This is a genomic window from Bacillus sp. TH19 (assembly GCF_016651075.1).
Taxonomy (GTDB): Bacteria; Bacillota; Bacilli; order Bacillales; family Bacillaceae_G; genus Bacillus_A; species Bacillus_A mycoides.
The window spans coordinates 446,098-459,840 of record NZ_JAEKEO010000007.1 but is presented as its reverse complement, the minus strand read 5'-3'; the positions used below and the strand labels follow the sequence as shown (position 1 = coordinate 459,840).

Below are 13,743 nucleotides of genomic sequence, written 5' to 3'. Positions count from 1 at the left end.
GCCAAATCGTATACGATTTGGCTCTTTTTATTTCACGTAATTGTTGTTACTTCTTAAAGTATTGTAAAATCGCTTCTACAATACGCTCTGATGCACGACCATCGCCGTAAGGGTTAGATGCTTTCGTCATCTTATCATGAGCTTCTTTATCAGATAACAACTCATCAGCAAGACCAAAGATTGTCTCTTCATCTGTTCCTGCTAATTTCAGCGTACCTGCTTCGATACCTTCTGGGCGTTCCGTCGTATCACGAAGGACAAGGACTGGCACACCTAGTGATGGTGCTTCCTCTTGTACACCACCAGAATCAGTTAACATTAAGTATGAACGAGCTGCAACGTTATGGAAATCAATTACATCTAACGGCTCAATTAAATGAATACGGCTATGCTCGCCTAAAATATCATTCGCTATTTCGCGAACAACAGGATTCATATGAACAGGGTATACAACTTGTACATCTTCGTGCTTATCAACAAGACGCTTAATTGCACGGAACATATTGCGCATTGGTTCTCCTAAATTTTCACGACGGTGTGCTGTCATAAGTACAAGACGATCATTTCCAAGTTTCTCTAACACCGAATGGCTATAAGTTTCTTTTACAGTTGTCTTCAGTGCATCGATCGCTGTATTTCCTGTTACGAAAATGCGTGACTCATCTTTATTTTCTTTTTGTAAGTTCGTTGCTGATTTTGTTGTAGGTGAGAAATGAAGATCCGCCATTACACCTGTTAGTTGGCGATTCATCTCTTCTGGATATGGAGAATACTTATCCCATGTACGAAGTCCTGCTTCAACATGTCCTACTGGAATTTGATTATAAAAAGCAGCTAAGCTTGCAATAAATGTCGTCGTTGTATCACCATGCACAAGTACGATATCAGGCTTCGCTTCTTTCATTACTTTATCTAAACCTTCTAAACCACGTGTTGTAATATCGATTAACGTTTGACGATCTTTCATGATATTCAAATCGAAATCCGGCGTAATTCCAAAGATATTTAATACTTGATCTAACATTTGACGGTGTTGTGCTGTTACAGTCACAATTGATTCAATCTTTTCTGGGTGCTTTTGCAACTCTAATACAAGAGGTGCCATTTTAATTGCTTCTGGTCGTGTCCCGAAAATTGTCATTACTTTTAAACGTTCAGTCATTTCATTGCCTCTTTTCTTTCACTAGTTAAAACTTCTATTATCGCATATAAAAATATGCATGTGAAAATACATTTTTTAACGAGCCTGAGAAACATTACTATTACAGACGTCTTTTCGCCCAACTGAGTAATAATCTAATCCATGCTTCTCGGCATCCTCATTAGTATAACAATTTCTCCCATCAAATAGAATAGGTTCCCTCATAAGCTGTGCATACTTTTCTAGCGGATAATTTCGAATTGATTCCCATTCTGTTACGATAAAAACTGCATGCGCCTCTCTAATCGATTCATCTATACACTCAGCGTATCGTATCGTATTTCCAAATAAACTTCTTACATTTTGAATAGCTTGTGGGTCATATAAAACCACATCCGCACCCATATTAATTAATTCTTCTATTACAATAAGAGATGGTGCTTCCCTAATATCGTCAGTATTCGGTTTGAATGCTGCACCAAGAACCGCAATTTGCTTTTTCTTCATATCTATAATTTTCTTCGCTTTTTCAACTAACAACAACTGTTGTTTATTATTCACTTCAATGACTGCTTTCAACAAGCGAAAATCATGAGAAACATTCCCTGCAATTTGCACAAGCGCTTTCGTATCTTTTGGAAAACAAGATCCTCCATATCCGATGCCTGCATTTAAAAAAGATGCACCAATTCTCTTATCCATCCCCATCCCTGTAGCTACATCTACTATATCTGCACCCACTTGCTCACATATATTAGAAATTTCATTAATAAAACTAATCTTCGTAGCTAAAAAAGCATTAGATGCATATTTAATCATCTCAGCACTTCGAATATCTGTAATATACGTTTGTAAGCTTAATTTACTGTACAAATTCTCTACTTTCCTTGCAGCTTCTTCACTACATGCTCCAATTACGATACGATCACCCTGAAAAAAATCATAAATACCAGAACCTTCTCTTAAAAACTCTGGATTCGATACAATATATAATTCATGTCTACCTTGTAGTTTATCCTCAATCCATTCTCTCATTACATCATTTGTCCCTACAGGAACCGTACTTTTCGTAACAACAATAATATCGTTATTCACATATGTTCCAATATCATCACAAGCACTACGAATATACGTTAAATCTGCTGTTCCATCTAATAAAGATGGCGTTCCAACTGCAATAAATATAAACTCTACATCATTAAATGCCGCTGATTTACTTGCTGTAAAAGTTAAATGATTATTCTCATATGCTTCATCTATTAATTCATTTAATCCACATTCATAAATAGGTAACTCGCCTTGTTTAATCCGTTCAATTTTCCCACTATTTATATCGAAACATGTGACTGAATGTCCCAATCTCGCCAATCCTACTCCTGTAATCAATCCAACATATCCGGTACCTATTATCGTAATTTTCATTTTCTTTTCGCACAGGAATATACATAAGAAAATATACGAATACATAGAACTCCTCCTGCGCTTCCCCCTCTCACACTAAGAATGAGAAAATTCTTTCACTTCTTTATTATATGAATCGTTTTTTTATTATTTTTTAAGATTTTGTAAAGTTAAATGATGCAATATATACAAAATGTAAATTCCCACAATTTAACACGGAACTTACTCATTTTACGTGCAACACTTATAATACTGAAACAAAAGTCATCGCTATATGAGAGGGGAGTACAATGTCATATTACAAGACACAATATGAGATCAACCTTCTCTAAGGACACAACATTCCATATCCAATTGTCATATATTCTATTCACTGCCCTTTACAGCCAAAAGAAAAAAAGATTGAATTCTAATCTTTTTGTGATACCATATGTTATGAGCCTGTAAATAAACATCATAATTTTCAGATAAATAAGATTGAAAAAATTACGTTAAACTATAAAGGGTGGGGTATTAATGGACTCACAAGTGATTTATGCCATTTTGGCATCTTTCATCACTGTACTCGTCGTTACTCCTTTAGTTATTAAATTAGCTTTCAAAATAGGAGCAACAGACAAGCCAAATGCGCGTAAAGTACACCAAAAAATTATGCCTCGTCTTGGCGGGTTAGCAATTTTCATCGGTGTAGCCGTAGGATTTGTTGTCGGTGGATTGTACGAACAAAGAATGTTATCGATAACTTTAGGTGCTATCATCATTGTTATCATCGGGATTTTAGATGATATGTACGAACTATCTGCGAGGGTAAAATTCGGTGGACAACTATTAGTTGCCATCATGATTGTCAAAAGTGGATTATTAGTGCAAGTATTATATATTCCAATTTTCGGAGATACTGAACTCGGATGGCTTGCTTATCCAATTACTGTATTTTGGATTGTAGGTATTACAAATGCCATCAACTTAATTGATGGATTAGATGGATTATCCGCAGGGATTTCATCTATCGTACTTGCAACGCTAGCATATATGGCCTTCACTAGCCCATGGGGTACTGGAGCAGCTATTATATTACCTCTAGCACTGATTACATTAGCAAGTACAATTGGATTTTTATTCTACAACTTCCATCCAGCAAAAATTTTCATGGGAGATACAGGAGCACTATTTTTAGGATACTGTATTTCTGTTATATCGTTACTTGGATTATACAAAAGCGTAACGTTATTCAGTTTTATCGTTCCAATCATTATTTTAGGTGTACCTATATTTGATACGACATTTGCAATTATCCGCCGTATCGTAAATAAAAAGCCTATTTCAGCACCTGATAAATCGCATTTACATCACCGTTTGCTTGCAATGGGATTCTCTCATCGTAAAACGGTACTAATTATTTACGCATTGGGTATTTTCTTTAGTGTAAATGCAATTATTTTCAGTAGTGCAACATTATGGTTATCCATTATTCTTCTTTTCATTTTAATCTTCTTTACAGAAATCATTGCTGAAGTAATCGGTCTTGTACACGAACGTTACAAACCAATTATTTCCTTCTATAAAAAAGTGAAAAAACGCGAAGACTAATTGTAGTATAGCCTTTACTATTATGAAATATTCAAATAGCATCCTCTTTTCATAAGAGGATGCTATTTTTTATTTTTTAATCCTTATTCCCCATTTCCAAAATATAGATTGTTTGAGAGTGCCTCTATTGGAGAAAGATATACGTATAACGAAAAAAGTATCAAATTTTCATTTTTACATCTTGATTGTCAAACTGAGGGTGAATGTTATGATCAAGCGATTACTTCAATGTATAATTTTATTTTTAACTATTACTATGTACGCATCATCGAATACAAAAGCAACTACAGACATTCAATTAAAAGATTACCAAAGTACTCAAACTACCTCTCCTACAACAAAAATTGCGTACTTAACATTTGATGACGGACCAAATAAATACACACCACAAATTTTAAATATTTTAAAAGAGAAGAACGGAAAAGCAACTTTCTTCGTTATTGGCGGAAAGGTGCCACATTATAAAAAAATGATGGAGCGATTGATTAAAGATGGACATTATATCGGTCTCCATAGTATGTCGCATGATGTAAAACGTCTTTATACTGGCGATCCATCTGTTTTAATTGCAGAAATGGAGCAAACCCAAAACATTGTCCAGCAAGTTACACATTTAAATACACATCTCGTTCGGGTCCCATACGGTAGCATGCCTTACTTAAAAAAGAATTACCGTGACGCACTCGTATCTGCCCAGTATAAAATGTGGGATTGGACAATTGATACATATGACTGGAAAAGCTATGATAATCCTTCCGCAATACTAGAAAGAGTACGAAATCAAAGCGATGAACAAGTAGAGGTTATTTTAATGCATGATTCTAGTGTCACAGTGCAAATACTCCCAAAAGTAATTGATTATTTACACTCACAAGGATATAAACTACTTCCCTACAATCCATCTTCCCATCTTGAAGTGAATTTTTGGAAAGACACAAGATTGTAACAGCTTTAGTGCCTATGTACTAAAGCTGTTTTACCCCGCGTTAACGCCCGATTGGTGAAGGCTAATAATCAGCGGGAATGAACAAAAACCCCACTGATTAAAGTTTCACTTTATTTTTCTCTTCCCACACTTCTCATTTTTGTGTAGAATTTTAAATAGTGATGAAGTTTCGAGGTGAATAGAAATGAAACGAATAGATCTCATTTTTAACGCAATACAAAAAGGGAATTATACAGAAGGTATAACAGCATCAGAACTCGCTACACTTCTACAGTTAGACCGTGCAAATGTTAGTAGCGATTTAAACAAGCTTGTGAAAGATAATCGTTTATTAAAAACGAGTACACGCCCTGTCCGTTTTTATATAGAAACGAACACTTCATTGGAAACGCATTCAACAAAGGGCACTTCATTAGATACATTTGCTATTGAAAATACAAGCCTAAAAATTGCAATTGAAAAGGCAAAAGCTTCTATTCTCTATCCTCCAAACGGTATGCATACTTTACTACTTGGAGAAACAGGTGTCGGAAAATCGATGTTCGCTTCTTTAATGCACGAATACGCAATTGAAGTGGAACAACTTCCAAAAGATGCACCTTTTATCGTCTTTAACTGTGCTGATTATGCAAACAATCCACAACTACTACTTGGACAGTTATTTGGGATAAAAAAAGGAGCTTACACAGGTGCCAGTGATCAAAAAGGGTTAATTGAAAAAGCACATGAAGGAATTCTCTTCTTAGATGAAGTACATCGCCTTCCTCCAGAAGGACAAGAGATGCTCTTCACATTTATTGATCGCGGAGTATACCGCCGCCTTGGAGAAACGGAAAATGAACGTAAGGCACGAGTGTTGATTATTACTGCAACAACCGAAGAACCAAATTCATTTTTATTAAAAACATTTACAAGACGTATTCCGATGACCGTTACGCTTCCACCACTTCGTGAGCGAACACATAAAGAACGGTTTGCTTTACTGCAACTATTTTTCACAAATGAAGCAATTCGTCTAAGGAAAGAGATTCATGTTAGTCCAAATACAATGCGTGCTTTCGTCTTTTACAATTGTCCAAATAACATCGGTCAATTGAAAACAGACGTACAAATTGCCTGTGCGAAAGCTTATTCTGATTTCGTAACAAAAAAACGTGATTCTGTCTGTGTTTCAAGTACAGATTTACCTTGGTATATGAAAGAAGGATTATTTATTGAAAGAAAGAGCCGTCATCTATATCAAATACCAAATGAAACATTTGTATTTACAGGTGATGAAGGTTGGAGTAAACATACAATAAAACCCGAAGGAAGTCGCTCTTCTATTTACGATTATATTGATTATAAATATGAAGAACTTCAAGCACGCGGCATTGAAGAGGAAGAATTAGAATTACTAATAGAAAATGATATTCAAAGCTTTTTTGTCCAATACTTTAACCAAATATCTAAAAAAACAAGTCATGAAAATGTTTTTAAAATTGTGGATCGTAATATCGTTTCCGTATGTGAAAAAATTGCGGAACTAGCTGAAAAATATTTATCTAAAACTTTCGATGAAAAAGTATTTCTCGCTTTAAGTTTACATGTACAGACAACTCTACAACGTTTACAGGGCGGGAAACAAATTCACCACCCACAATTAAATCAAATTCGTACGAAATATAAAGAAGCTTTTTCCGTAGCTATGCAATGTATTCAGCTATTAGAAGAAGAATTACAAATAACAATACCTATTGATGAAGCTGGCTTTTTAACAATGTTCTTCGTTGTTGATCCAATTCCTGCCTCACAAACAGAAGTAAAAGTATTAATATTAGCACACGGTAATGGTATCGCAACAGAAATGGCAAACGTTGCAAACGAACTTCTCGGTATCGATGAAGTAACTGGTATCGATATGCCCTTGCATGAATCACCAAAAGACTTCTTAGAGCGTGTTAAAGTGTATATGAAAACACTTCAAAATGTAAACGGGCTTCTCTTACTTGTTGATATGGGATCTCTCGCTTATATTGGTGATATATTAGAAACTGAATTCAAAATCCCTGTACGTGTTCTTTCCATGACGAGTACACCACACGCACTAGAAGCAGCTCGAAAAGCTCAGCTTGGCTATTCATTAGATGCACTATACGAAACAGTGAAGAACTTAACGCCGTTCTATTTAAACGTACAGGAAGAAAAGAAAAAGCCACTATCGCCAATGAAATCCGTGATTTTAACAGCTTGTTTAACCGGCGAAGGAAGTGCTTTAGCAATTCAAAAAATGTTAGAGAACTATTTACGCTTTGATAAAGACTTAATTGAAATTATTCCGATTAGCATCGTTCATGAAAAAGATTTAACGAAAATGATCGAGAACATAAAAAAAGAGCGTAATATCATTTGTATCGTCACGAATTTCGATATGCAAATACCTTGCTTAACATATCATTTCCAAGACATTGTGAACTACACAGCTATTCAACCAATTCAAGAATTGATTACGTATGAAGAAACCTATGCAAAAATGGCTGATATTCTTGAACAACAAATGCAGCGTAACGATGGAGCATTACTTATTAAAACAATTCGTTATGCATTAAATACAATTCAAGAATTGATTTCTTTACAGCTAACTCCCGACAGTTTAATGGGTGTGATTTTGCATATGAGCTGCATGGTTGACCGTCTTCAAAAAGGTGAAAGTCTCCTCCCTCATCCTGATAAAGAGAAACGAAGACAAGATGAGTACTGGATGTATATGAAAGTGAAAAAAGCATTGCAACCTATTGAAAATACATTTGAAATACAAATCCCAGATGACGAAGTATTTTATATAATGGACTTCTTCATTAAAAATCAGCCTGTAAAAAATTAAACTAGGGGATATTGTAGCACTCTATATAATTAGAAAAGGCTGTTCCAAAATGTTTTTTGGACAGCCTTTTCGCTTACTTCTTTACTTCCCTTATTCTCCCCCTTATTTCTCCCTTTTTATTAGATTTCGTATTAACATTTACATATACATTTGCTTGCATTATCTCTTGAAACAAGCTGTCAAATGCTCTCCCCTGTAAAGGCCCTTCAAAATCCTCTACTCTAGCTACACCAGTAACGACTCCTTCATTCACACTAATTCCTTGCTCTAACGGACCAAACAAACTTAAAACAACTGGCCCAATTTGATTCGCTTTTCCTAAATGAATTTGGCATGACGTGATTTTTTTTATGTTTTTTAATATGACCCGATATTGCAACTTCTTTAAATCTTCACTAAAAATGAGCTCTGTCACACCGTAAGCTTCTGTATTTACAGGAGGTACTTCCCTCTTTCCTGTTAACCTAGCAAAGAAATGTGTTGTCATACGGGCATTCTCCTCATATAAATTTCCCAGCACTACTTCTACTACTTTATGGTTTAGACATAATCATTTATGACTTTTTCAAATTTTAATTACAACTAAAAGATTCACAAAATCTTTACATAGAAATCATTTCATTCACTTTACTGCCTCTTGTATAATGCACATAGAAAAACATTCTAGGAGGTTCTTTTGAAGATTAACAACTACTCTTTTCGATTATTAATGGAGATTTTTCTCGTATCATTTAAATTAGGACTTACTTCGTTTGGAGGCCCTGTCGCTCATCTTGGTTATTTCCACCACGAATACGTGCAAAAAAGAAAATGGATGGATGAACGAAGTTACGGGGACTTAGTAGCGCTATGTCAATTCCTTCCTGGCCCTGCTAGCAGCCAAGTCGGGATGGGAGTTGGATTATTACGCGGCGGATTATTAGGAGCCATTATTTCATGGATTGGATTCACTCTCCCGTCTGTGCTCGTTTTAGTCTTTTTCGCTTCCTTCCTGAACCAGTTCGAACTTGGAAGTACAGGCTGGATTCATGGACTGAAACTTGTAGCGGTCGCAATTGTCGCTCATGCAATATGGGGAATGGCTCAAAAGTTAACACCGGATCGAAACCGTGTAACAATCGCGATTGTAACTGCCGCAATCGCCCTATTATGGCCAAGTAGCTGGACACAAGTCATTCTCATTATAGTATCTGGCTTTATTGGTTGGTTTTTATATCGCGGTCAGCCAATTAGCCAAGCAAATAAAATAAACGTACCTATTTCAAAAATGGTAGCCATGTCTTGTCTCATCTTATTCTTCGGGCTATTAATACTGCTACCAATGTTACGACCGTACTCTTATTTCATCTCTTTATTTGACAGCTTCTATCGCTCTGGTGCACTTGTATTCGGAGGAGGGCACGTCGTACTTCCTCTTCTTGAAAGTGAGTTTGTACAAAACGGGATGATGACAAAAGAACAATTTCTTGCTGGATACGGATTAACACAAGCAGTGCCAGGGCCACTATTTACATTCGCTTCTTATATAGGAGCAGTGCTAAATGGAACCGCCGGAGCAGTTGTTGCAACGATCGCTATCTTTCTTCCTGCCTTCCTGCTCGTTGTTGGCGTTTTACCATTTTGGGACAGTGTAAGGAGAGTATCTTACATACAAGGTGCACTACTTGGAGTAAACGCAGCCGTTGTCGGCATTTTACTTGCAGCTTTTTATGATCCAATTTGGACGAGTACAATTATGAATTCTGTAGATTTCGTTTTTGCTTCTCTTCTATTTTGCTTACTCGCTTTTTGGAAAACACCACCTTGGGTTATCGTTATAATCGGAGCCTTCGGTGGATATGTTCTATCCATTTTGTAAGCACAAAAAACGACGGCCCCATTTAGCCGTCGTTTTTTCTATTAAAACTTCACAAGCTCCATTCCCTCAGGCAACTCGCTCTCCGTTAAAATACGCAACTCTTTCACGCGATCCATTACGTAAGAAGAACGCTTCACAAGCTCTGGATCAATATAAGCTGGATGCACCATAATTTCTACCGTTTGTTTATCCTGTACTCTTTCCTTTAACTTCACAAAGTAATCTTCCGTCACACCGTCAGCGTAAAAGTCACTGTAAAATACATCTGAAAATGGGCGCACCGCTCGCTCTTCTTCACAACGACGAATTGGAACATTGTATTTACTTGCTAAGCTCTCAAGAACGTCGTGTAAAAGCGGTAATCCATGCACGTGATGATGACTATCTAAATGAGTTGGTGTTAAACCGTAAGACAAAAATTTCTCAATTTGAGCCGTCCACTCTCTTTCAACCTCTTCTGGATTTATATTGCCTTCCCATACAACACTTTGTTTATGAAACAATCCATCGCTACTCACAAGTGATGGAACGTCTTTAAGAAGCGGTTCTCCTGCCGTTAATACGAGATGCACTCCTACTCCTAACGTTTTATACTCTTTCGCTAAGCGTACGGCATGCTCTGTCCCTGGCATATTCATCATCATCGTCGTTGAATTTACAAGCCCGTTTTTATGTCCATCAATAATTCCGTAATTCGTACCTTCTGTAAGACCGAAATCATCTGCATTTACAATTAGCTTAATCATCGCAATACCTCCTACTAGAATAAAAAAAAGCGGGCTAAATAGCGCCGCTTTATTTCTCTATCTTCTTAAAAAATTGTGGAAGATGTTCTTTATGAGCTTCTAACATTTCATCTAAAATTTGTTTTGCAACTTTATCTGATGGTACAAGTGGATTAATTGTCATAGCAAGCAGCGCCTTATGATAATCCCCTGTAACAGCAGCTTCAATTGTTGTGCGCTCAAATGATTTAATTTGCTGTACTAAACCGCGAACTGGTACTGGAAGATCTCCGACCGCAATTGGTTTTGGACCTTCTTTCGTAATAATACAGTTCACTTCAACAGCCGAATCATGTGGCAAGCTTGCAATTGTTCCGTTGTTTCGTGTATTAACAGGCTGGATATCACCTTTATTATTGTAAATAGACGTAATTAAGCTACATGCTGCGTCACTATAATAAGCTCCGCCGCGCTTTTCTAATTGTGGTGGCTTAATATCTAAATTCGGGTCTTTATATAGCTCGAATAAATCATTTTCTAATTGTTTTACTACTTCTGCACGTGTACCTTTTTCAATCGAAGCTGCTTTCTCTTCTTCCAACATTTCACGTGTTTTATAGTAGTAACGATGATATGGACACGGAATTGCACGAAGACCGCGAATAAAGTCTGGCTCCCAGTTAAGCGCAGCAATGTTTTCCATCGTAATTTGCTTTTCTGGATCTGTTACAAGTTCTAATACACGATCCATTACGCTTACGCCATCCAAGTATACATCTAATCCGTATACCATATGATTTAAACCAGCGAAATCAACGTGTACCCGGCTTGCATCTACTTCAAGTAATCTTGCAAGACCCATACGAATTCCGATTGGAACGTTACATAGACCAACTACTCGTTGAATGTTCGTGTAGCGAAGTACAGCTTCTGTTACCATACCAGCCGGATTCGCAAAGTTAATTAACCATGCATTCGGACAAAGTTCCTCCATGTCCTTACAAATATCTAAAATAACAGGAATCGTTCTCAGCGCTTTGAACAAACCACCAGGACCATTCGTTTCCTGACCAATTACATCATATTTTAATGGAATTGCTTCATCTTTTGCACGTGCTTCTAACAAACCAACGCGAAGCTGCGTTGTTACGAAGTCAGCATCTTTTAATGCCTCACGGCGATCAAGTGTTAAATGAATATCAATTGGTAAACCTGATTTTTTCACCATACGTTTCGCTAAGTCACCAACGATTTCTAACTTCTCTTTTCCTGCCTCAATATCTACTAACCAAATTTCACGAACAGGAAGCTCGTCATAACGTTTAATAAATCCTTCAATTAACTCTGGTGTATAACTAGAGCCACCGCCGATTGTAGCAATTTTAATTCCAGTCATGCTTTATTCCCCTTTCGCTTCTAGCTTTTTATAAAGGTCAATAAATTCTGCCGCTAATTCTTTTACCGTAATAGAATTCATTAAATGATCTTGCGCATGAATTAAAAGAACACTAATCTCTGTTTTTTCCCCTCTTGCTTCTGATTGTATGAGCTCTGTTTGGAAATGATGCGCTTCATTAATCGCTTCTTTCGCCTTTACCATCGCTTCATCAGCTTCTGCCATTTTCCCCTGTTTGGCGAATTGCAGTGCCTCCATTGCAAAGCTTCGTGCATTACCACTATTTAAAATCAATTGGAATGGAATTTGTTCTGCTGTAGTCATCATAATTACCGCCCTCTCTATTATGGTTCAACCGATTTAAATACCCCTTCAGTTTGAACATTTCTATTAAATTATTATTTTATTAATGATAGTTTGGTGTTCTTGTAGATGGGTCTCATCTTTCTGAACATGATATAAAAGTTAGTTGTTCTGACGAGCTATAAAAACTCGTCAGAACAACACTTTTTAAAGTGATACTGAATTGTCGTTTCCTTTTGTTTCAGCTTTCGCAGCTTGTACATACGTACGGTCACACATTAATACGAATGGATAGTAAATAACTACCGCGATTGCAAAGTTTACTAGCTGCAATGCAGCACCAGCAATGCTTCCGCCCGCTACAAGATAACCACTAAAGATTGGTGGCATTGTCCACGGAACTAAAGCAACTGTTTTTGGTACCCATCCTAAGGAAATTGCTGTATAAGAAGTAATAACTAATACAACTGGTGTAAGTACGAATGGAATGATTAACGCTGGGTTTAATACAATTGGTGTACCGAAAATAACTGGCTCGTTAATATTGAAGAAACCAGGACCGATAGATACGCGACCTACACCACGAAGTTGCGCACTCTTTGCAACAAGCATTACTGCTACTAAAAATGCTAATGTTGCACCTGATCCACCGATGTATACGTATACATCAAAGAATGGCTTTGTGAAAATGTGCGGTACATCATATGCAGACATACCATCGTTAAATAATTTAATGTTCTTTTCTAGTGCTGGTAAATAGATTGGGTCGATAATACCACCAATAATATTAGGGCCATGTAATCCGAAGAACCATAATACGTGAATAAGTAGAGCAACAATAATTGCACTTGGTAATGTACCTGCTAAACCTTGTAAAGGTAATTGAATTGTTTCAAATACGATTTTATGAATACTTGTTCCCGCTAATTTCACAGCTAATTGAATACTTGCTGTTGCGATTAAAATAACAAATGCTGGTACTAATGCTGCAAAGGATTTCATTACTGCTGGTGGAACACCATCTGGCATCTTAATTGTAATATCCCTTTGAACAAAGAACCTGAATACCTCGGTTACAAGAAGAGCTACAATGATAGAAACGAATAAACCTTGTGATCCTGTCCAAGCTAAATCAATACCGCCTTCTTTTGGTGTTGTCGGAGATATAATAATTAATGCACCGAATGTAATAATTGCTGCTGACAACGCGTCTACACCGTAAGATTTCGCTAAATTATAACTTATCCCAACTGCGGCTATGAGGGCTAATATTGCAAAGGACCCTGTCCACATACCACCGCCGATATCTTTCCAAACATCCCCAAATGCACCCTTCATAAGTTTTTGGAATGCATCAACCGGTAGATTATTTATAAGTACTGCAAACGATCCAACTAAAATAAGAGGCATAACTGCGATAAAACCATCACGGATTGCAACTAAATGACGCTGCGATCCGATTCTTCCTGCGACTGGAACTAAATATTTCTCCATAAATGCAATAATTTTTTGCATTTCGC

Annotated in this window: 11 protein-coding genes; 4 read left to right on the top strand and 7 right to left on the bottom strand. The window is 36.8% G+C overall.

What is annotated here, in order from left to right; translation table 11 throughout:
- Positions 1 to 46 precede the first annotated feature (46 nt).
- Both wecB and JFU54_RS05955 read right to left on the bottom strand, forming a co-directional pair.
- A complete protein-coding gene (gene wecB / locus JFU54_RS05960) occupies positions 47 to 1,162 on the bottom strand; it encodes a non-hydrolyzing UDP-N-acetylglucosamine 2-epimerase (RefSeq protein ID WP_201063962.1) in 1,116 nt (371 codons plus the stop codon).
- Positions 1,163 to 1,237: 75 nt separating this feature from the next.
- The gene (locus JFU54_RS05955; RefSeq protein WP_201063960.1) at positions 1,238 to 2,608 is read right to left on the bottom strand and encodes a UDP-glucose dehydrogenase family protein; all 1,371 of its coding nucleotides are present in this window, start codon (positions 2,606 to 2,608) and stop codon (positions 1,238 to 1,240) included.
- Between the two features lie 450 nt (positions 2,609 to 3,058).
- Between JFU54_RS05955 and JFU54_RS05950 the strand changes: the two genes are divergently transcribed.
- From JFU54_RS05950 to JFU54_RS05940, 3 genes are all read left to right on the top strand, one after another.
- Positions 3,059 to 4,132: a glycosyltransferase family 4 protein gene (locus tag JFU54_RS05950; RefSeq protein ID WP_012261991.1), complete on the top strand. Its 1,074-nt coding sequence runs from the start codon at positions 3,059 to 3,061 to the stop codon at positions 4,130 to 4,132.
- 208 nt (positions 4,133 to 4,340) lie between these two features.
- Entirely contained in the window at positions 4,341 to 5,078 is a 738-nt protein-coding gene (locus JFU54_RS05945) for a polysaccharide deacetylase family protein (protein ID WP_088040429.1), read from the top strand.
- Between the two features lie 184 nt (positions 5,079 to 5,262).
- Positions 5,263 to 7,941 (top strand): sigma-54-dependent transcriptional regulator, encoded by a 2,679-nt coding sequence (locus JFU54_RS05940; protein WP_002034748.1) that lies wholly within the window; start codon positions 5,263 to 5,265, stop codon positions 7,939 to 7,941.
- Positions 7,942 to 8,014: 73 nt separating this feature from the next.
- Here JFU54_RS05940 and exsM read toward each other — a convergent pair whose 3' ends face one another.
- Positions 8,015 to 8,428, bottom strand: a complete 414-nt coding sequence (gene exsM, locus JFU54_RS05935) for an exosporium regulatory protein ExsM (protein WP_050000995.1) — start codon at positions 8,426 to 8,428, stop codon at positions 8,015 to 8,017.
- Positions 8,429 to 8,617: 189 nt separating this feature from the next.
- On the opposite strand from exsM, the gene JFU54_RS05930 reads away from it, so the two are divergent.
- Positions 8,618 to 9,799: a chromate transporter gene (locus tag JFU54_RS05930; protein ID WP_033716001.1), complete on the top strand. Its 1,182-nt coding sequence runs from the start codon at positions 8,618 to 8,620 to the stop codon at positions 9,797 to 9,799.
- Between the two features lie 41 nt (positions 9,800 to 9,840).
- Here the strand turns inward: JFU54_RS05930 and chbG are convergent, their stop codons facing one another.
- The 4 genes from chbG to celB form a co-directional block, all read right to left on the bottom strand.
- Entirely contained in the window at positions 9,841 to 10,545 is a 705-nt protein-coding gene (gene chbG / locus JFU54_RS05925) for a chitin disaccharide deacetylase (RefSeq protein ID WP_201063958.1), read from the bottom strand.
- A 49-nt stretch (positions 10,546 to 10,594) separates the two neighbouring features.
- Positions 10,595 to 11,920, bottom strand: a complete 1,326-nt coding sequence (celF, locus tag JFU54_RS05920; RefSeq protein WP_002016156.1) for a 6-phospho-beta-glucosidase — start codon at positions 11,918 to 11,920, stop codon at positions 10,595 to 10,597.
- A gap of 3 nt (positions 11,921 to 11,923) precedes the next feature.
- On the bottom strand, positions 11,924 to 12,247 hold the full coding sequence (locus tag JFU54_RS05915; RefSeq protein WP_000989054.1) for a PTS lactose/cellobiose transporter subunit IIA: 324 nt from the start codon (positions 12,245 to 12,247) through the stop codon (positions 11,924 to 11,926).
- 183 nt (positions 12,248 to 12,430) lie between these two features.
- Positions 12,431 to 13,738 (bottom strand): PTS cellobiose transporter subunit IIC, encoded by a 1,308-nt coding sequence (gene celB, locus JFU54_RS05910; protein ID WP_201063955.1) that lies wholly within the window; start codon positions 13,736 to 13,738, stop codon positions 12,431 to 12,433.
- Between the last annotated feature and the right edge of the window lie 5 nt (positions 13,739 to 13,743).

Coding starts and splice junctions, on each gene's coding strand:
- chbG (WP_201063958.1), bottom strand. CDS start 10,545: ATGATTAAGCTAATTGTAAATGCAGATGATTTCGGTCTTACAGAAGGT.
- JFU54_RS05955 (WP_201063960.1), bottom strand. CDS start 2,608: ATGTATTCGTATATTTTCTTATGTATATTCCTGTGCGAAAAGAAAATG.
- JFU54_RS05950 (WP_012261991.1), top strand. CDS start 3,059: ATGGACTCACAAGTGATTTATGCCATTTTGGCATCTTTCATCACTGTA.
- celF (WP_002016156.1), bottom strand. CDS start 11,920: ATGACTGGAATTAAAATTGCTACAATCGGCGGTGGCTCTAGTTATACA.
- JFU54_RS05915 (WP_000989054.1), bottom strand. CDS start 12,247: ATGATGACTACAGCAGAACAAATTCCATTCCAATTGATTTTAAATAGT.
- JFU54_RS05940 (WP_002034748.1), top strand. CDS start 5,263: ATGAAACGAATAGATCTCATTTTTAACGCAATACAAAAAGGGAATTAT.
- wecB (WP_201063962.1), bottom strand. CDS start 1,162: ATGACTGAACGTTTAAAAGTAATGACAATTTTCGGGACACGACCAGAA.
- exsM (WP_050000995.1), bottom strand. CDS start 8,428: ATGACAACACATTTCTTTGCTAGGTTAACAGGAAAGAGGGAAGTACCT.
- JFU54_RS05945 (WP_088040429.1), top strand. CDS start 4,341: ATGATCAAGCGATTACTTCAATGTATAATTTTATTTTTAACTATTACT.
- celB (WP_201063955.1), bottom strand. CDS start 13,738: ATGCAAAAAATTATTGCATTTATGGAGAAATATTTAGTTCCAGTCGCA.